Source organism: Gluconacetobacter tumulicola (assembly GCF_014174215.1).
Lineage (GTDB): Bacteria > Pseudomonadota > Alphaproteobacteria > Acetobacterales > Acetobacteraceae > Gluconacetobacter > Gluconacetobacter tumulicola.
In genome coordinates, this window is the sequence record NZ_JABEQL010000041.1 from 1 (window position 1) to 19,466 (window position 19,466).

At 62.3% G+C, this 19,466-nt stretch carries 15 protein-coding genes, 2 tRNA genes and 2 pseudogenes; 7 read left to right on the forward strand and 12 right to left on the reverse strand.

Features of this window, described 5'->3' with window-relative positions:
* Window positions 1-287 precede the first annotated feature (287 nt).
* Window positions 288-1,265: a hypothetical protein gene (locus tag HLH29_RS18185; protein ID WP_182968797.1), complete on the reverse strand. Its 978-nt coding sequence runs from the start codon at window positions 1,263-1,265 to the stop codon at window positions 288-290.
* 1,303 nt (window positions 1,266-2,568) lie between these two features.
* Between HLH29_RS18185 and HLH29_RS18190 the strand changes: the two genes are divergently transcribed.
* The gene (locus tag HLH29_RS18190) at window positions 2,569-3,933 is read left to right on the forward strand and encodes a TolC family outer membrane protein (RefSeq protein ID WP_182968798.1); all 1,365 of its coding nucleotides are present in this window, start codon (window positions 2,569-2,571) and stop codon (window positions 3,931-3,933) included.
* Between the two features lie 483 nt (window positions 3,934-4,416).
* On the opposite strand, the pseudogene HLH29_RS18195 reads toward HLH29_RS18190, so the two are convergent.
* Window positions 4,417-4,725 (reverse strand): annotated as a pseudogene (locus HLH29_RS18195) (transposase); the annotation flags it as partial.
* 308 nt (window positions 4,726-5,033) lie between these two features.
* Here HLH29_RS18195 and HLH29_RS18200 point away from each other — a divergent pair.
* Window positions 5,034-6,641 (forward strand): outer membrane protein assembly factor BamB family protein, encoded by a 1,608-nt coding sequence (locus tag HLH29_RS18200; RefSeq protein ID WP_182968799.1) that lies wholly within the window; start codon window positions 5,034-5,036, stop codon window positions 6,639-6,641.
* A gap of 111 nt (window positions 6,642-6,752) precedes the next feature.
* Window positions 6,753-7,135, forward strand: a pseudogene (locus tag HLH29_RS18205) (IS481 family transposase); the annotation flags it as partial.
* Between the two features lie 229 nt (window positions 7,136-7,364).
* Here HLH29_RS18205 and HLH29_RS18210 read toward each other — a convergent pair.
* The 7 genes from HLH29_RS18210 to HLH29_RS18240 form a co-directional block, all read right to left on the reverse strand.
* Window positions 7,365-8,435: an IS1380 family transposase gene (locus HLH29_RS18210; protein WP_182968800.1), complete on the reverse strand. Its 1,071-nt coding sequence runs from the start codon at window positions 8,433-8,435 to the stop codon at window positions 7,365-7,367.
* Between the two features lie 399 nt (window positions 8,436-8,834).
* Complete coding sequence (gene atpC, locus HLH29_RS18215; RefSeq protein WP_182968801.1) at window positions 8,835-9,257, reverse strand: ATP synthase F1 subunit epsilon; 423 nt, start codon at window positions 9,255-9,257, stop codon at window positions 8,835-8,837.
* A 31-nt stretch (window positions 9,258-9,288) separates the two neighbouring features.
* Complete coding sequence (gene atpD / locus HLH29_RS18220; RefSeq protein ID WP_182968802.1) at window positions 9,289-10,764, reverse strand: F0F1 ATP synthase subunit beta; 1,476 nt, start codon at window positions 10,762-10,764, stop codon at window positions 9,289-9,291.
* Between the two features lie 37 nt (window positions 10,765-10,801).
* Window positions 10,802-11,683 carry a F0F1 ATP synthase subunit gamma gene (locus HLH29_RS18225; RefSeq protein WP_182968803.1) on the reverse strand — a complete coding sequence of 294 codons (882 nt, stop codon included), beginning with the start codon at window positions 11,681-11,683 and terminating at the stop codon, window positions 10,802-10,804.
* A 16-nt stretch (window positions 11,684-11,699) separates the two neighbouring features.
* Entirely contained in the window at window positions 11,700-13,238 is a 1,539-nt protein-coding gene (gene atpA / locus HLH29_RS18230) for a F0F1 ATP synthase subunit alpha (RefSeq protein WP_182968804.1), read from the reverse strand.
* On the reverse strand, window positions 13,238-13,834 hold the full coding sequence (atpH, locus tag HLH29_RS18235) for an ATP synthase F1 subunit delta (RefSeq protein ID WP_182968805.1): 597 nt from the start codon (window positions 13,832-13,834) through the stop codon (window positions 13,238-13,240). The genes atpA and atpH overlap by 1 nt, the downstream gene beginning before the upstream one ends.
* 101 nt (window positions 13,835-13,935) lie before the next feature.
* Window positions 13,936-15,204: a LacI family DNA-binding transcriptional regulator gene (locus tag HLH29_RS18240; RefSeq protein ID WP_246374421.1), complete on the reverse strand. Its 1,269-nt coding sequence runs from the start codon at window positions 15,202-15,204 to the stop codon at window positions 13,936-13,938.
* On the opposite strand from HLH29_RS18240, the gene HLH29_RS18245 reads away from it, so the two are divergent.
* Window positions 15,203-15,988 (forward strand): SDR family oxidoreductase, encoded by a 786-nt coding sequence (locus HLH29_RS18245; RefSeq protein WP_182968806.1) that lies wholly within the window; start codon window positions 15,203-15,205, stop codon window positions 15,986-15,988. The two genes, HLH29_RS18240 and HLH29_RS18245, sit on opposite strands and share 2 nt — an antisense overlap.
* Here the strand turns inward: HLH29_RS18245 and HLH29_RS18250 are convergent.
* Together HLH29_RS18250 and HLH29_RS18255 are read right to left on the reverse strand one after the other, a co-directional pair.
* Complete coding sequence (locus HLH29_RS18250; protein ID WP_182968807.1) at window positions 15,955-17,412, reverse strand: MFS transporter; 1,458 nt, start codon at window positions 17,410-17,412, stop codon at window positions 15,955-15,957. The genes HLH29_RS18245 and HLH29_RS18250 overlap by 34 nt on opposite strands.
* Window positions 17,413-17,431: 19 nt before the next feature.
* A tRNA-Gly gene (locus tag HLH29_RS18255) sits at window positions 17,432-17,505 on the reverse strand.
* A 217-nt stretch (window positions 17,506-17,722) separates the two neighbouring features.
* On the opposite strand from HLH29_RS18255, the gene HLH29_RS18260 reads away from it, so the two are divergent.
* The 3 genes from HLH29_RS18260 to nusG all read left to right on the forward strand — a co-directional run bounded on the left by HLH29_RS18260 (window position 17,723) and on the right by nusG (window position 18,661).
* Window positions 17,723-17,799: transfer RNA gene (locus HLH29_RS18260), tRNA-Trp, on the forward strand.
* A gap of 127 nt (window positions 17,800-17,926) precedes the next feature.
* Window positions 17,927-18,121, forward strand: coding sequence for a preprotein translocase subunit SecE (secE, locus tag HLH29_RS18265; protein ID WP_182968817.1), 195 nt, complete (start codon window positions 17,927-17,929; stop codon window positions 18,119-18,121).
* Window positions 18,122-18,130: 9 nt separating this feature from the next.
* Complete coding sequence (gene nusG, locus HLH29_RS18270) at window positions 18,131-18,661, forward strand: transcription termination/antitermination protein NusG (RefSeq protein WP_182968808.1); 531 nt, start codon at window positions 18,131-18,133, stop codon at window positions 18,659-18,661.
* A gap of 161 nt (window positions 18,662-18,822) precedes the next feature.
* Here the strand turns inward: nusG and HLH29_RS18275 are convergent, their stop codons facing one another.
* The gene (locus HLH29_RS18275) at window positions 18,823-19,449 is read right to left on the reverse strand and encodes a PqiC family protein (protein WP_246374422.1); all 627 of its coding nucleotides are present in this window, start codon (window positions 19,447-19,449) and stop codon (window positions 18,823-18,825) included.
* Window positions 19,450-19,466 lie beyond the last annotated feature (17 nt).

The window sequence follows — 19,466 nt, forward strand, 5'->3', positions numbered from 1 at the left end:
CCGCTCAATCATCTCCTCGACGCACACCCAACGCCCAAACCAAGGGTGCCAGGGGTAGAGAACCTCCCGCTCGTCGGTATTATGGGTCTTGCAGAGTAGCGCTCTATAACGCCGTCAGGCCCCACACCAGCCTCAATGGCATGACGCCAGAGGCTTTCGCCCAACACGCCAAAAAGGCATATATCAACCCACAGACCCCAACTCAGAACTGAGGGCATGTTGGGGGCAAGGTCACGACAAGCACTGAGGGTATCGAGGACGATCACACCGGCAGGCCGTTGTTCAGTTCATTCTTTAACTTCTGAAAGTCCGCTAAATATCTGCGCGAAATGCAAATTATTACCTGATGATTTCATCAAGTTTCTTGAATCCGAGAAGAATACAATCTTCCTTTCATAATCAATCAGAACCTGATGATTTTCAAAAAAAGGTGTTCCGATTACAGCGTCACCGGTCCCGTCTTGGACTATAACGGACGTTTCAGGTAATTCGTCATCCGACACATGCATGTCATGGACAATCACCTTCCTTCCCATAACTCCATCACCGAAACTACTTGTATAGCGGATCATCACCCGCTCCCCTTTTGCCACGGCGTTCTGGTTCAACTCGGGTATGATGGTCCATCCTAATGGGACTACCGTTACACCAGTATCTGGATCCAGAGAAAATAATTTCTCTATTCCATCTATTTTAACAGGAATTTTCCACCGATCTCCCCTCATCGGTAATGAGTACACCTTATCACCCAAGAGTTTCTTCTCTACATCGGTACAGGAATCATCCCGGGAGATCTTCAGCAAAGCGAGACGCGCATGCGGCATGTCAATCAGCACCTGAAAATTCGACAATATCGAATCACCAATCACTCCGACGAGCGGCTTCCCATCGATTGTTTGAGTAACCACTCCCGGCATCCGAATAAACTGGGGTGAATCGACTTTTGCTCCTCCGATTTCCAAGCTGTCCAGAAACGAAATCTCAGCAGGAACAGTGTGACCCGCATTTTCCGTAATGCGTCCTCGAATTCGGCCTGGTCTTAGGGTAAAATCTTGACTCTCACGTAAATAGAGACCACCGAAGAAAGCAGGACTGACGTACATCGCAACATCACGTCCATTCACCTTTACAGGGATGATAGGTGTATCATTTCTCCCTCCCAAAAGAGGGAGAATCAGTGCGGCTGCAACACAAGATCTACGTTCTTCCGCCCAGACCTGTTGGATGTGACACATAAAGATCAATATTAAAAATATTTTCTTCAATATTTCTTACTCCAATTTCATGAATAGACTTTCATAGAGAGTTTTGGACAGAATAGAAATTCTGTCCAAAACTCTTTTTATAAAAGAAAAACTACGCGATAAAAACTGTCCCTCTACGAAATACGATGGCTTGGATCGGCCAGCCAGTCTGGTTCATAGATATCTCCGCTAAGAATTTCTTTCGTTCCAACCTTGTATCCCATGGATCTATAATACTTCTCAATAGAACCGATATTCATTCCTGAGAGTATCCGTTGTGGTCAAGCGGCTTTTGGCGTCCAGAGGCGGTTGTCCCGCAACAGCGCGTTGGCGAGCACGATGAGTTTTTGTAAATGCTGGATGAAAAGTCCGCAAAAGTGCTGGATGAAAAATCCCCAGTTTCTGGTTTCTGGGGATCAGCCAGGGCCTTGATCCTCGGTTCCTCTCCTGGGTGGCCGTCCACGGCGTTTTGGTAGCGGAGGCGGGGTGAGATTGGCATGGGCCCGCGTATGCTCCGGCACCAGGTCCGCGTGTTGACGCAACCGGTAACTGGCCCCTTCGAACCACGCGCCTACGCCACGCGGAAATATCCGTAATCCTGATGCAGGATCAGCATGAGTTCGATTGAATTTTGAAAATTGACATCATGCCTTTTTTGCCCATGATACATTTCGTCACAATATCGAGGTGCAAGATATGAAACAGAAATTTTCTGCTGTGTCGTCCCTGTCCGACGCCGAATTGGACGCTATCTCTGGGGGAATGCTCCTTTGGAGTAAGGAACAATGTGTAGGTGCCTTTACCGCATTCGGAGGCATTTTCGGGTCCATGTTTGGTGGCGCTGCCGGAGGTGGCGTCGGTCTTGGCATTGGTGCAGGCCTCGGTCAGGCTTTTTGCCCTGCTATTTCGAGAAAAGAATAAAATAGAACTATGAATTTTCTGCCTTGGAGATGTCGAGACGATGGACTCTTCTCAAATCAATGGGCTTATAATTAGCGGCGGTATTGTCGCTAGTGTCATTCCAAACAAAATCGTAGCAACAGCGATAGTCATCGCCGGGATATCAGTATCCCTTCTCAGGGTTGCTGGACTGATAAAGATATAAGGTTAAATTTTTTCCATTATATCTCAATGAATAGATTGGGTGCGGTTGCCACGTCGTGGCAACCGCCTTTTAATCCATATTCTTTGATTCATTCCTTTCCTGTCTCCGCAAGCGCCATAGGCACACGCGGCGACAACTCGCCTTACCGACCAGAAGGATACCGACATAATTTCGACACATATTGATATGTTTGGAAAATTCATGCCATGCACGTAAGTGATGAAACAAAAGAACACCTCAACAAGACTGAAATGGTCCGGATTCTATATCTTGGCCATTCTACCTATCATTTCAGCTCCATCCCCCTGCGCCGGAAAAGATCGGAATAGCACTTATTCTCTGAATGATGCTTTGACGGTCGCCTATAATTCCGCCCCGCAATTATTGCGGGAACGGGCTCTGCTCCAGCAGACAGACGAAGGGGTTCCGAAAGCCCTGTCAGGTTGGCGGCCGACAGTTTCCGTCGCTGCCAGCGCCAATTACAATCAATCCAGCTATATCACTTATCCATTTGGTGGATCATTCCGTTATAATCAGCAATTTTCTGCCCCCGGCTATAACGCAGGTGTGACCGTCACCCAGCCCCTGTTCGCCGGCGGCAGGACCGTCGCCTCGACCCGGCAGGCCATGCATTCGGTCATGCAGGAACGCGCCCGCCTTGTGCAGATCGAACAGCAGGTTTTCCAGAACGTCGTCTCGGCCTATGTGTCCCTGACCCAGGCCCATCGTCTTCTGGACCTGACAAAACGCAACGAGGATACTCTGGCCGGGCAATTACGCCTGACCACAAGCCAGTTCGGACTGAACCAGGCCACCCAGACGGACGTTCTGCAGGCCCGGTCGCAATACGAGGCCGCACGGGCCGCCACCCGCCAGGCCGAAAGCGATCTCGGCGTCGCCGAAGCCGCATTCCAGCGCCAGGTCGGCACGCCGCCTCCACGCGACCTCGCACCACCCCAGTCCCTGGTCCTGCCTGTCGCGCAGGAAACCGACGCCGCGCATCTTGCCGTGACCAACGCCCCCCAGGTGATAGGCGCCCAATACGCCCTTGCCGCCGGACAGGATGCCGTGAAGGTCGCCTTCGCGGCCCTGATGCCGCAGATCGCTGCTCAGGCGTCTTTCCAGCATCAGATCAACCAGAACGATGCGAAATTCACCGAAGACGGTGAGATGGCCACGATCCAGGCGAGTATCCCGCTCTATCAGGGTGGATCGGAATATGCCGCGATCCGCGCAGCCCGGCGCGCGGTTGACGCCGCCCGCCATGATCTGGACGATCAACGAAGAGCAGCCATTCAGGCGGCGGACAGCGCCTGGCGCAAATGGCAGGCGGATCGCGATCAACTGACCAGGAACCGAGAGGCCGTCTCGCTGGGTGAAGCCGCACTCCGCGCCATCCAGCAACAGGAACTATTAGGCGTCCGCACGACGTTCGAGGTGCTGCAACAGCAGCAGCTTCTGTTCCAGCAGCAACGGACGCTGATCCAGAACATCAGCCAACACGGTGCAGGATTCCTATGCCCTTGCCGCCGCCATTGGCCGCCTTACTGCCCGCGATCTCGCTCTGGATGTCACCCTTTATGATCCGGCCACTCACCTCAAAGAGGTAAAATGGAAAATGATAGGAACAGAATAATTTATAGTTGCAATGAATAACGTCAACTTATTGAAAAATACCATTCCAATATTTTCAACATATACAATGATATCAATTGTGATAATATCCAGGATGCTTCGGTGCATTCAAAAGCATATTTTGGGGCCTTCCAAACTTAATCGGATCATCATCAACGGGAGGAAAATTCAAATTATAACAAGCATGAGTATCCCCCTTATTACATGCAAAATCATCTTTGCACCCAGATAGGAATATTATCATAATTGCAAAATATAACATGTTTTTCATTTTTTATCCTTCTTATTCAAGATTTCTGACAGAAATCAATAAAACACACCACCATTCATCTGAATGATGAGATATATTAAAAAGATCATTATCTTCTGATGCGGAATCATACCGCCCACCAGCGTTGGCGGCGTTGCTCACGCGCCTCCCCGACGATGCCGACGAGCTGTCGAAGACTTGAAACCCGGATCGCGCCGCAGGTGATCGAGGTCGTCGGCGTCCTCGTAGCCGCAGGCAATGGCCAGCATGCGGGCGCGCAGAATATCGGCCACGCCGTGTGTCACCCGTCGCGGATTGCGTGGATCGGCGATGAGCCGGGCGAGGCGATCAGCCAGGCCGATCCGCCGCTCGGCGGCAGCCAGCAACAGGACACCACCATCCGAGGTGATCCGGCCACCATCAAAATCAGCCGTGATTTTCTTGCGTCGGATGGCTGGAAACAGGAACGGCTGGCTCGTATCGTCGGACATGGCGGGTGTGGCTCGGCGCGATCGGAGAAACGGAGGGACTCGACACCCAATTCGTAAACCCAATCAAAAGCTTAGGCGATACCCGCCACCCAGCCCCGACCAACCCCGTGAATAAGATGGGCTAGCGCCAACACCAATGCCCCTACTCAGGCGCTTGCCAGGCACGCTTCGGTTATGCTCGTCGAGGATCTTGGGTAGGACACGCTCAGGAGCGATACGATCGAATGATGAAGCCGATGTCAATCTGTGCGGTTCTGAGATACATGGGTTGGAATGGGATCGGGTTGATTGCAGGAGGCGGGAATCCAATGACAGGAGTGACAATGCGGGCTTCCATACTGGCATTGTTGGCCGCGACTAGCTTGTATCCGATACAGGCGCAAGCGCGGGGAGAAAGTAACTGGCCCAGCTACAATCGCACGCTCACGTCCGAGAGATTCTCGCCTCTGAACGATCTCAATGACTCAAACGTCGCCAACCTGAAAACTATTTGTACCTTCGATACCGGCGAAACCACTGCATTTCAGTCAGGTCTTGTTCAGGTGGACGGCGCACTGTTCGCCACGACCGAGCATAATACCTTCTCGATCAACCCAGATACATGCGCAGTGAACTGGATAGCGCATGAAGACTTTCCAAACTCGTATCTTGGCGGGCAGCGAGGTGTCGCAATCGCCGACAGCCGGGTATTCCGCGGTGCGGCTAACGGCCATGTCTATGCCTATGACGAAAAGACTGGTGAACGTCTTTGGGACACACAGATTGGCGACCAGTCGAAGGGAGAAACCGCACCAGCGTCACCCATCACTTGGCATGGCCTCGTGTTCATTGGCAATGCAGGCGGTGACAATCGCGGCGTTAAGGGACGCATGTACGCGCTCGACGCGAAAACCGGCAAGATCGTGTGGGAGTTCTACCTCGTTCCGAAGAAGCTCGGCGATGTCGAGCGCGGCCCACAGGTCCAGGGTGCCGCGCCCGTGACCACCTGGCAGAACGCTCCGGGTGTCGAGATCACCGGCGGCGGTACTTGGACGTCCTATTCGCTCGATCCCGCCACCGGCCTGCTTTATGTTCCGGGCGGGAACCCTGCTCCCGACTTTATCAAGAGCTTGCGGAAAGGCTCCAATCTCTATGCCGGCTCGATCGTCGTACTCGATGCCGAGACCGGTGCCTATCGCAGCCATTATTCGATCGTGCCCGAAGATTTTCATGACTATGACGTATCCTCGGCTCCCACTCTGTTCTCCAGTCGCAACGGTACGCCGATCATGGCCGTCACGCCGAAAGACGGATTTCTCTATGTGTTCAATCACAAAACGGGAAAGCGTCTCTACAAACGCGCCATGACGACCCAATTCAACACCGCCGCACCGCTCGTGGAAACGGGTACGCGATTCTGCCCGGGCACCCAGGGTGGCTCGGAGTGGAACGGACCGGCCTATGATCCATTGCACGATGCGATCATTTCCGGTCAGGTCGATTGGTGCTCGACCGTGCATATCGATCCCGACGACAAGACCATGTCCGTCTCCGCCGCTCAGGCCTGGACGGGCTCATCGCAGGATGGTTTCGGCAAGCCAGACCCGGTTTCCCAATGGGCCGGGTGGCTGACCTCGGTTAACGCCTTGACCGGCAAGCAACGCTGGCGCTTCAAAGCTCCGAACCCGATCATGGCTGCAGTGACCCCCACTGCTGGCGGCATCGTTCTTTTTGGCGACATGGGTGGAAATCTGTTCGTGCTGGACAGCCAAACCGGCCGCCTTCTGTTCAAGACCGACTTGGGAGGCGCGCTCGCTGGCGGCATCATTACCTATAACGCCGGGAGCGGACAGAAAGTGGCGGTATCGACCGGCCTGACCTCCAAGATCTGGCCAACGCCGAAAGCGACCGCGAAGATTGTCATCCTGGGGAACTGACTTCTACAACCCCGCTTGCTGTCAGGTTGTGAGACGTCATTAGGATCAGGTATCGTGGGCTATTACTGCCTACGCCCCCTGGTTTGACGTTGAACGCCCGAATGATCGCTGATGCACCAGATCGATCCCCAAGCCCGGACGACCCCATCTGTCCGGGCCGAAATCGCGCGCTCGACGGAAGGGACCGGAGTGTTGGCGCGACGCTTCGGCATCAGCGACGAGACGGTGCGCAAATGGCGCAAGCGCGGAGTAGAGGGGATGCACGGATCGTAGCAGCAAGCCCCGGTTGCTGGCTTGGAAAGCGACCGAGGAAGAGCGCGCGATCGTTTGCCACCTGCGTCGCGCCACCGAGTTCGGACTCGATGACCTGACCTTCGTGCTGCGGCACTTCCCTGCCCCACCTCAACCGCGACAGCGCCTGGCGCATCCTCAAGGATGCAGGGCTCAATCGTCGGTCGGTGAAGGAGAAGAGCCGTCCGTCCGGCGCGGGGAGAAGAGTAACCGGCCGTTCATGGCCGCCTTATGAGTAGGAGGGTGGATTGGTAAGTTCACGTCGTTAACCCATCTTATTCACGGCATTGAGTATTTTGCGTGGATTTTTCTGCTTTTGTGGTTTGTGCGCGCGGGATCGCACCGAGTTGAGGCGGCGTCATTTTAAAATGGTGGATGGTTGCGGCTGGGGTTGCGGGGACGGGGCGGGTTCGGGGGCGATAGCCCCGTCTGTCACGGGCCGGCAGCCTGCATTGAGATGGCGAGACTGCGGAAAAGTGCCGCTTCGGGACAGGCGGCGGCAAAGGCGATACGGACACGGGTCGCGGTTTCCAGGATGCGTCCTGCGATTTTCAGGAGACGATTTCGTAACGTGGTGAATTCGGCCGAGGCGAGCGGCTGCGGGGCTGGGATGGCGTCCCGCAGGGTGAGCATCAGCCAGTATGCGGCGGTGTGCAGGACCAGGCGGACCTGGTTGGCCAGTGGCGATCGACAGCTCGTGCGGTCGGATGCCAGTTGGCCCTTGTGAAGCTTGATCAGGTTTTCGGCCTGTCCACGGGCACAGTAGAGGGCATCGTAGAGCCATTCGGCGTTGCCGCCTCGCAGGCTGGTCACCACGCAGCGTATGTCGAGACCCAGCGTCGTGGCTTCGATCCGGGCGGCGCCGCGCCGCTGTTGCTTCCACGATTTCGCGCCATAGCGGATTTCGGCATGGCCGCGCAGGGATTGCGCCCGCGTCTCGGCGCGCCGGACGCGGATATCATCGGCCGCAGGTTCGAGAAGCCGGTGCAGCACGCTGTTGCCCGCAAGGCCGAAGATGTAATCGACGTCATGCGCCTCGCACCAGGCCATGACTTCGGGACGTCCGTAATGACCATCCCCGCGCATGGTCAGCCGGGTATTGGGCCAGTGGCTGCGAATGCGGCGGATCATCGGGGCGTTCTCCCAACGCGAGATCGTGGGTTGCGAGCACAGATCCCGCCCCGTATCGGGCAGTCGTCCGCAGGCGAGCTTGAAACCCGGATCGCGCCGCAGGTGATCGAGGTCGTCGGCGTCCTCGTAGCCGCAGGCAATGGCCAGCATGCGGGCGCGCAGAATATCGGCCACGCCGTGTGTCACACGTCGCGGAGTGCGTGGATCGGCGATGAGCCGGGCGAGGCGATCAGCCAGGCCGATCCGCCGCTCGGCGGCAGCCAGCAACAGGACACCACCATCCGAGGTGATCCGGCCACCATCAAAATCAGCCGTGATTTTCTTGCGTCGGATGGCTGGAAACAGGAACGGCTGGCTCGTATCGTCGGACATGGCGGGTGTGGCGCGGCGCGATCGGAGAAACGGAGGGACTCGACACCCAATTCGTAAACCCAATCAAAAGCTTAGGCGATACCCGCCACCCAGCCCCGACCAACCCTGTGAATAAGATGGGCTAGGCGCTCGGTTAAAACGCTTAGCCGCACGGTGCGCCTGCAAGCCTATGACATGCTCCTCGCCACCAACCGGCAAACCAGTGGTGAAGGCTATCGCTTGATGGCCGACGTCGCGCGAGCCAGCGCCGCCGCTGATCGACAGGCCCGGGGGCTCCGGGCACCGCGCCACCAGGCGCCCGGCCAGAGCGAATTCTTTCTTTTGAAAGGAAAATACAAAACGCCCCCGCCTCGAAGGAGCCGGGGGCGTTCCGCCTGAAACCAGTCCGCTGACGAAAACTCAGGCGGCTTTCACAGCCTCGCCACCAGCGGCTTCGATCTCCGCCCGGGCGGACTGCATCTTCGCCATCAGCAGATCCAGCGCCGGCACGTCCATCTTGTCGGCGGCGTCGTACGAAGCCTCCAGCGCGGCAAGGCGCGCCTGGCCGTCGGCCACCGACAGGTCGGCCAGCGCGATCGCCTGGTCGGCCAGGATGGTGCAACGGGTGGCCGTCATGTCGGCGAACCCGCCGGCCACGAAGAACCGGTCCGTCACCGCCCCGTTCTCATACAGTTCGACCACACCGCCGCGCAGCAGCAGCATCATCGGCGCGCGATCGGGCATGGCGGCGATATCGCCCTCCAGGCCCGGAATCACCGCCATCTCGACAGCGCGCGAGAAGAGAACCTTCTCGGGGCTGACGATCTCGACCTCAATCGGCATGGGCTGTCTTCCTTGCGCCGGAGTCGACCGTTCAGGCCGATTCCTTCATCTTCTCGGCCTTCGCGACCGCTTCTTCGATCGAACCGACCATGTAGAACGCGCCCTCGGGCAGGTGGTCGTATTCACCAGCCACGATCGCCTTGAACGAGCGCACCGTGTCTTCCAGCGAGACCAGCTTGCCCGGCGCGCCGGTGAAGACTTCGGCCACGTGGAACGGCTGCGACAGGAAGCGCTGGATGCGGCGCGCACGCGCCACCAGCAGCTTGTCATCCTCGGACAGCTCGTCCATGCCCAGGATGGCGATGATATCCTGCAGCGACTTGTAAGTCTGCAGGATGCGCTGCACGTCGCGCGCTACCTGGTAATGCTCCTCGCCGACGATCTTCGGGTCGAGCGAGCGCGAGGTCGAATCCAGCGGATCGACGGCCGGATAGATGCCCATTTCCGCGATCGAACGGTTCAGCACCGTGGTCGCATCCAGATGGGCGAAGGTCGCCGCAGGCGCCGGATCGGTCAGATCGTCGGCCGGCACGTAGACGGCCTGCACCGAGGTGATCGAGCCCTTCTTGGTCGAGGTGATGCGCTCCTGCAGGGCGCCCATCTCGGTGGCCAGCGTCGGCTGGTAGCCCACGGCCGACGGGATACGGCCCAGCAGCGCCGAAACCTCGGCACCCGCCTGCGTGAAGCGGAAGATATTGTCGACGAAGAACAGGACGTCCTGCCCTTCCTCGTCACGGAAATACTCGGCCAGCGACAGGCCCGACAGCGCGATGCGCGCGCGCGCACCCGGCGGCTCGTTCATCTGGCCATAGACCAGCGCCACCTTGGAGCCTTCGGTCGTGTTCTCGCCCAGCTTGATCACGCCCGCGTCCTGCATTTCGTAATACAGGTCGTTACCCTCGCGGGTACGCTCGCCGACGCCGGCAAACACCGACACGCCGCCATGCGCCTTGGCGATGTTGTTGATCAGTTCCTGGATGATGACGGTCTTGCCCACACCGGCGCCGCCGAACAGGCCGATCTTGCCACCCTTCAGGTACGGGCACAGCAGGTCGACGACCTTGATGCCCGTGACCAGGATCTCGGTCGCGGCCGCCTGCTCTTCGAAGGACGGCGCCTTGCGGTGGATCGGGTAGCGCTTGGTCGAGGCCACCGGGCCACGCTCGTCGATCGGCTCGCCGATCACGTTCAGGATGCGGCCCAGCGTGCCGGGGCCGACCGGCACCGTGATCTGCTCGCCGGTCGCAACGACCTCGGCGCCACGGGTCAGGCCGTCGGTCGAGTCCATGGCGATGCAGCGCACTTCATGCTCGCCGATCTCCTGCGCCACTTCCAGCACGACCGTCTGGCCGTTGAAGGTGACATGCAGCGCATCGAGAATGTGCGGCAGCGTGCCTTCGAACTGCACGTCCACAACGGCGCCGCGCACCTGCGTCACGCGGCCGACAATGTTGCTGGACTGGCCCTGCGTGGCGGCAGGAGCCTCGTTTACTGTGGTTTCCGACATGGGGTCAGCTCCTGCGACGAGGGAAGCGGATCGTGTCTCAGAGCGCCTGGGCGCCCGAGATGATCTCGATCAGTTCGTTGGTGATGTTGGTCTGGCGGGTACGGTTGTAGGTCAGGGTCAGCCGGTCGATGGCCTTGCCCGCATTGCGCGTGGCATTGTCCATCGCCGTCATGCGCGCGCCCTGTTCGCCCGCGGCACTCTCCAGCAGCGTCGCGTAGAGCTGAACCTGAAGGTTGCGCGGCAGCAGGCTGGACAGCAGCTCTTCCTCGCCCGGCTCGAACTCATACACAGGCGCGTCGGCCGAGGCCGCCGTATCGTTCGCCGGCAGCGCCAGCGGGATCAGCTGCATCTCGGTGGGCGTCTGCGACATGACGTTCTGGAAGCGGTTATACACCACCGTGCAGACGTCGAATTCGCCCTTCTCCGCCATCGCGGCAATCCGCTCGCCCAGCTCGGCGGCCGCCGAGAACGGGATTTCCTTGCCGCCCGAACCATGGACATGGTCCACGATCAGGTCGGAGAATTCGCGCATCAGGTAATCGTGGCCCTTCCGGCCTACCGGCAGCAGGCGGACGGTCTTGCCCTCGGCCTGCAACTGGCGGATCAGGTCACGCGTCTTGCGGTTGATGTTGGCGTTGAAGCCGCCGGCCAGCCCGCGATCGCTGGTCAGCGGGATCAGCAGGTGGATGCGGTCGTTGCCCGTGCCGGCCAGCAGCGTCGGCAGGCCGGACTGGCCCCGCGTGCCGGCACCCAGTTCAGCCAGCATCCGGCGCATCGCGGCCGCATAGGGGCGGGCGGCTTCGGCGCGGGTCTGGGCCCGGCGCAGCTTGGCCGCCGCCACCATCTTCATGGCGCTGGTGATCTTCCGCGTCGATTTGACGCTGCCGATCCGCGCGCGAAGGTCCTTGAGGGATGCCATGGGTGCCTGTCCGCCCTCAGCCCACGAACTGGCGGCTGAATGCCGTCAGGAAGTCGCTCAGACGGGCTTCGTTGTCCTTGGTGATCTGCCGCTCGGTGCGGATCGAGTCCAGGATGTCCTTGCCGGCCGCATGCAGCTCGGTGCGGAGCTGGCGCTCATAGGCCGTCACCTTGTCCACCGGCACGGCGTCGATGAAGCCACGGGTCCCGGCGAACAGCACGCACACCTGCTCCTCGACCGGCAGCGGCGAGGTCTCGGGCTGCTTCAGCAGCTCGACCAGGCGCGCACCGCGGGCCAGCTGCTTCTGCGTGGCCGGGTCGAGGTCGGAGGAGAACTGCGAGAACGCAGCCATTTCGCGATACTGCGCCAGCTCCAGCTTGATCTTGCCGGCAACCTGCTTCATCGCCTTGATCTGCGCGGCCGAACCGACGCGCGACACCGAGCCGCCGACGTTCACCGCCGGGCGGATGCCGCGATAGAACAGGTCGGTCTCCAGGAACACCTGGCCGTCGGTGATCGAGATCACGTTGGTCGGGATATAGGCCGCCACGTCGCCGGCCTGGGTCTCGATGACCGGCAGCGCCGTCAGCGAACCCGCGCCATATTCGTCCGACATCTTGGCCGCGCGTTCCAGCAGGCGCGAATGCAGGTAGAACACGTCGCCCGGATAGGCTTCACGGCCCGGCGGACGGCGCAGCAGCAGCGACATCTGGCGATAGGCCACGGCCTGCTTCGACAGATCGTCATAGACGATCAGCGCATGCATGCCGTTGTCGCGGAAATACTCGCCCATCGCGCAGGCGGCGTACGGGGCCAGATACTGCATCGGCGCCGGGTCGGACGCCGTCGCGGCGACGACGATGGAATATTCCATCGCGCCTGCTTCTTCCAGCGTGCGCACCAGCTGCGCCACGGTCGAACGCTTCTGCCCGATCGCGACATAGATGCAGTAGAGCGACTTCTTGTCGTCGCCCAGCGCGTTGACCGGCTTCTGCGCGACGATGGTGTCGATCAGGATGGCGGTCTTGCCGGTCTGGCGGTCACCGATGATCAGCTCGCGCTGGCCGCGCCCGATCGGCACCAGGGCGTCGATCGCCTTGATGCCGGTCTGCATCGGCTCGCCGACCGACTGGCGCGGCATGATGCCCGGCGCCTTGATGTCGGCACGCTTCATGGTCACGTCGCCGACCAGCGGCCCCTTGCCGTCGATCGGGTTGCCCAGACCGTCGACCACGCGGCCCAGCAGCGCCTTGCCGGTCGGAACCTCGACCACCTTGCCGGTGCGCGCGACGGTGTCGCCTTCGCGCATCTCGGAGTCGTCGCCGAAGATCACGACGCCGACATTGTCGTTCTCGAGGTTCAGCGCCATGCCGCGCTGGCCGGAGGCCGGGAACTCGACCATCTCGCCGGCCTGCACGTTCTGCAGGCCATAGACGCGGGCGATGCCGTCGCCGACCGACAGGATCGTGCCGGTCTCGGCAATTTCGGCGCTCGTGTCGAACGCGGCGATCTGCTGCTTGAGGATATCCGAAATCTCAGCGGGACGGATTTCCATCACGCGGCTCCCTTCATGGCGTGGTGCAGGCGGGTCAGGCGGGAATTGAGGCTGGTGTCATAGAGCCGGGCGCCGACGCGCACGACCAGACCGCCCAGCAGGGCCGCGTCAACGCGTTCCTGGATATTGACCTTGGAATAGCCGGCCTCGGCGAGGCGGGCCTGAATCTGAATGCGTTGCAGGTCCGTCAGGGGCTGGGCCGACACAATCTCGGCCACGGCCTCGCCCCGACGGGCTGCCGCGATGGCCGCCACCGCATCCAGGATCTCCCCCAGACGGGACAGGCGGCGGTTGCGGGCGATCACGCCCACGAAATTGCGGATGACCCACCCGAAGCCCTGGGCCGCCAGCACGGCGTCCACGGCACGCGTCGACACGGCGATATCCAGCGTACGATTCGTCAGGACGCTGCGCAGCTCGGCGCTTTCGGCGATCAGGCGCCGCAGCGAGGCCGCATGGTCCAGCACATCATCAAGCAGCCAGCGCTCGGCGGCGAAATCATAGAGGGCCGTCGCGTAACGACCGGGCAGGCCATTGGCAACGGAGGCGATCGGTATTGTTGTCGTTCCACCCGAAACCACGGTCGGTCTTTCCATCCCAGTGTCTTAGGTCATTGCAGCGCGCCAACGGCACCGGAACGAAGCCGGAGCCGATGGCGCGCCTCTAGCATGCTGACCCGCCCCGCGCAACACACGCATCAGGCCGGTACCGGCACCAACGCGGGCCGGAAGGCAGTCGTTTCGCGCTCGGTCAGCGTCACACCCAGATCCACGACGGGCGGCACGTCGCGCACGCCCGCCAGCAGGTCCAGCACCATCCGCCCCGTCCGCTCGCCGATCGCGCGGTAATCGACCGCCACCGTGGTCAGCGCCGGCACCACTTCACGCCCGATCTCGAATCCGCCGAACCCCATCAGCGACACATCCTCGGGCACCCGCACGCCCCGGCGCCGGCACTCCATCAGCGCCCCGACCCCGACCAGGTCCGACACCGCGAAGACCGCATGCAGGTCCGGCGCCCGCTCCAGCAGCGCCCCCATGGCCTGCGCCCCCTGGGTGAAGGAGACCGGCGGCTTGCCCATCCGCTGCACCAGGTCCTCCCGCAACCCGGCCTCGCGCAGCGCCTCCAGAAACCCCTCCAGCCGCCTGCCGCCGCGATGGTCGCAGGACAGGCCGTCGCCCTCGGCCGCCAGCACCCCGATTCGGGTGTGCCCCAGCCCGATCAGGTACCGCGCGGCCAGCCGCCCGGCCTCGTGGTTCGAATAGCCGACCATGTAATTCACCGGGCTGGGCGCCAGCCCGGCCATCTGCACGATGGGAATCGTCTCGCCCGCCAGCAGGGTCCGCAATGCCGCCCCGCGCGGCCCCGCCGGCAGCACCAGCGCCTCGGCCCGCCGCCCCAGCATGTCGCGCACATGGGTCAGCATTGCGTTTTCGTCATAGTCGGTATACCCGATCAGCAACTCATATCCCTGCCGGCGGATGATGTCGGTCAGGCCGCGCGCCGCATCGGCGAAATTCGTGTTGGTCAGCGTCGGCACCACCAGGCCGACGAATCCGCTGCGCCGGGTCGACAGCGCCTCGGCCGCGCGATCGGGCACATAACCCAATTCGTCGATCGCCCGTGCAATCGCCTCGCGCGTGTCGGGGCGCACCAGATGCGGCGCCCGCAGCGCGCGCGACACCGTCATGCGCGACACGCCGGCCCGCGCGGACACATCGATGATGGTCGGCCGCGCGCCCGCGCGCGCCACCGCCGATGCGGCGTCAGGCTCCGTCGCCCGCCGCGCAGCACCCGAAGCCGCCGTTTCCCCGCCTGTCGTCCGCCTGCCCGTCATCCCCGCCCATGCCCCTGCGTCGCAACCCAACATGCTGGCGACGCGCTTATAGTCACCTCGCCCGGCGGCCGACGCCAGACATATCGTCAAACCCGCCATGTGCCCGCGCACGATCAAGGAGACATTCATGCCCGCTTCCCCCCTCTTCGACCTGACCGGCCGGCTGGCCCTCGTCACCGGCTCCAGCGGCGGAATCGGCTTCGCCATCGCCGCCGGCCTGGCCGATGCCGGCGCCCATGTCATCCTCAACGGCCGCGACGCCGCAAGGCTGGACGAATCCGCCGCCCGCCTGCGCGACGCCACGCCGCCCGGCGCCACCCGCACCATCCTGACCCGCCCCTTCGACGTGACCGACCGCCTGTCGGTCGAGGCCGCCATCAGCACCATCGAGGCCGAAGACGGGCCGATCCGCATCCTGGTCAACAATGCCGGCATCCAGCGCCGCGCCCCGCTCGACGTCTTCCCGCCCGAGGACTGGGCCGAAATCATCCGCACCAACCTCGACAGCGTGTTCTTCGTCGGCACGGCGGTCGCCCGCCACATGATCCCGCGCGGCATGGGCAAGATCATCAATATCGGCAGCGTGCAGTGCGAACTGGCCCGCCCCGGCATCGCGCCCTACACGGCGACCAAGGGCGCGGTGAAGAACCTGACGCGCGGCATGTGCGCCGACTGGGCGCGGCACGGGCTGCAGATCAACGCCATCGGCCCCGGCTATTTCGAGACGCCCCTGAACCGCGCCCTGGTCGCGGACCCCGATTTCAACGCCTGGCTGACAAAGCGCACACCGGCCGGCCGCTGGGGCAAGGTCGAGGAACTGCAGGGTGCCGCCGTGTTCCTGGCGTCGGACGCCTCATCCTTCGTCAACGGCCAGACGCTCTATGTCGATGGCGGGGTGCTGTCGGTCCTGTAACCAACGATGGGCGCATCGTCGAACAGCCCGCGCGCCACCCGCGCGCTGGCCCGCGCCCGCTCCCCGGTCGAAACAAGGCCCAGCCCCGCCACCACCCCCGACAACCCCACCAGCAACCACCAGACCCGGTGCGTGGCCTGCGCCAGCGCAGCCCCGCCCCCCACGGCATGAGCCCCCATCATCGTCCCCGACAGCGCCACCCCCAGCAGCGCCCCGATCTGCCGGCTGGTCGAGGCCAAGGCCGCCGCCAGCCCCGCCTGGTCGCGCGGCATCCCCGAAACGGCACTGTTGGTGATCGGTGCATTGCACAAGCCAAATCCGCAACCGCACAGGCTGTAAGCCAGCAGCAGCACGGAAGGCGGCGTCACCGCCGTCAGCCCCGTCAGCAGCAGCGCACCGCACCCCAGCCCGCACGCCGACAGCAGCAGCGGCAGCCGCGCCCCACGCGCCCCGACCAGCCGCCCCGACAGCGGCGCACACACCACTACCCCCAGCGCGAACGGCAGCGTGAACAACCCCGCCTGCATGGCCGACAGGCCCCGCGCTTCCTGCAAATACAGCGTGTTAAGGAACAGGAACGAACTGAAGATCGCAAAGGCACAGACCGCAATCACGATCGCGCCCGAAAACGGCAGCGCCCGAAAAAACCGCAGGTCGAGCAACGGGTGGCGACTCCGCCGCTCCACCCGATACAGCACCACCAGCCCCACCGCCGCGACCGCCAGCCCGGCCCGGATCGCCGGCGCGTGCCAGCCATAATCCCGGGCCTCGATCAGCGCGGCGGTGGCAGCGGCCAGAATCAGCGCCACCAGCGCCTGCCCCGTCCGGTCGATCGGCCGTACATGCACCGCACGCGATTCGGGGATAAAACGCAGGCTGAGCCCCAGCGCCAGCGCCCCGACCGGCAGATTGACCCAGAACACCGCCCGCCAGCCGACCAGCGTGGTCAGAATGCCGCCGACCAGCGGCCCCAAGGCCAGCGCCAACCCCGACATCGCGCCCCACACGCCGATCGCCCGCGCCCGCAAGGCAGGCTCGACAAAGACATTGGCGATGATCGACAGAGCCACCGGATTCAGCATCGCGCCGCCCAGCCCCTGGAACCCGCGCGCCAGCACCAGCGCCCAGCCATTGGGCGCCAGCCCGCACAAGGCGGACCCCAGGCAGAAGACGATGATTCCGCAAACGAATACCCGCCGCCGCCCGATCCGGTCGGCGGTCGATCCCGCCAGCACCAGCAGCGTCGCCACCACCAGCGTATAGGCGTCGACCACCCATTGCAGCATCGACAGCCCGCCGCCCAGCGCGGCGCGAATCGCCGGCAGCGCCACATTGACGATGGTCACATCCACCATCACCAGGAACAGGCTGAGGCAGCAGGTGGCCAGCACCAGATGCGGCCGGACCGGAGAGGGATGGCTCATATGCGCGATATCGGGAGGATGGAGCGGGCGAAGGGAATCGAACCCTCCTCAGAAGCTTGGAAGGCTACTGCATTACCACTATGCTACGCCCGCCCATATGGTCCTTCCTTACCGCCGAATCCGCCCCTCCGGCAAGCCCTCTCGGCCATCGGCGACGGGCGATACGCCCCGGCCGGAAGAACGAATCGCCCCCCCCCTCTTGACTTTGCCCGCCGGGCATACTTTTTTCCGCTGCCTGCGCCGGGTTCGCACGGGTGGCCAGGGGAACAGCTTTCCGCTATTCCATTGGTCGGCGCCGCAGGCGGCTTGCAGGGGTGTAGCTCAATTGGCTAGAGCGCCGGTCTCCAAAACCGGAGGTTGGGGGTTCGAGACCCTCCACCCCTGCCACTCGCCCCGGTCGGGATTTCTCCCGCCCGGACCGTGACGGTGCCCCCGACATGCAGTATTGGTTGATATCCGGCCTCGTCCGCGCTCCGGTCCGGACGGCGGCATGGCGGTTCGAGAAGGGTGTTTCGTGTCGGTCAGTCCCGCGAAATTTGTGCAAGATGTCCGTACCGAGGCGACCAAGGTCACATGGCCCACGCGTCGCGCCACACTGGTGACGACAGGGGCCGTGCTGGCAATGGCCACCATGACATCGGTTTTCTTCTTTGTCGTCGACCAGATCATCGGCCTGGGCGTACGTGAACTTTTTGGGCTTGGAGGCTGAGGAACGACCATGGCGAAACGTTGGTACGTCGTTCACGTCTATTCGGGCTTCGAGAAGAAGATCGCCCAGCACATCACCGAGCAGGCGGCCCAGAAGGGCCTGTCCGACCATTTTGGTGACATCCTGGTCCCCTCCGAAGAGGTGGTCGAGGTCCGCCGCGGCCAGAAGGTCAATGCCGAGCGGAAGTTCTTCCCCGGCTATGTGCTGGTCAACATGGAACTGACCGACGAGGCCTGGCATCTGGTCAAGGACACGCCCAAGGTCACCGGCTTCCTGGGCACCAAGACGCGTCCCTCGCCGATCACCGCGGCCGAGGCCGAGCGGATCATGAAGCAGGCGCAGGAAGGCGTGGAACGTCCCCGCCCCTCCGTCACCTTCGAGATCGGCGAGCAGGTGCGCGTGTCCGACGGCCCGTTCACGTCGTTCAACGGTACGATCGAGGAAGTGGACGAGGAAAAGGCGCGCCTCAAGGTCAGCGTCTCGATCTTCGGCCGCTCCACTCCGGTCGACCTCGAATACAGCCAGGTCGAAAAGCTCTAGGAGTCCGACCATTCGGATACAAAAAGGGGCGCCTTGCGGCGCCCCTTTTTCGTTTCATCCCTCGCAAAGGGCAAGGCCCTTTAAAAACCCATTCGTTATCAAATGATTGGGGTGCAGGGCCTCAGGCCCTGCCGGGTCCAGGGCAGAGCCCTGGTTAAGCATCAGACGGGCGGCGCAACAGGCCCCAGCACCCGCAGATGCGCCGCCGCACGATCCGCCACTTGCCCCAGCAGCGCACTCAGCGCCGCCACCAGCCCACCCGTGCCCGAACCGCTGACCGGCAGGTTCAACGCCAGCACCTCCGACGCCCCGCCATCATGCCCGATCCAGTGGACGGCCAGGCTACCCCCCAGCACCGCCTGCCCGCCGGCATCGCGCGAAAAGCGCGTCACCGTCAGTTCGACGGCGGCCAGCGCCGTCGTCGCCACCGCATCGTTCTGGGCGAAGATGGTGCTGCCCGGCAGGCGCTGCTGCAGGTCCGCCGTCAGCACATGGCCGATCATGCCGGGCAGCGCCTCGCCCCAGGCATCGCCGCTGGCGGTCAGCAGGCGGTAATCGCCTTCGCTGCGCACGATGCGCTCACGATCCAGCGCCATCGCCACCGAAGGCGTCCGCACCTCGATCACCGCCGGCCCGCCCGCCTGTGCGGCGCCGGGCCATGGCACGAGCGTATAGACATTCGGGTCCGACGAACACGCGGCCAGCGGGCCGGCGGCGGCAACGGCAAGCAGACCGCCCGCCCCCCGCAGAACCGCCCGGCGCGAGGCAAACGGGCGGGATGGATGCAAGGAGGATAGAGGCCCTG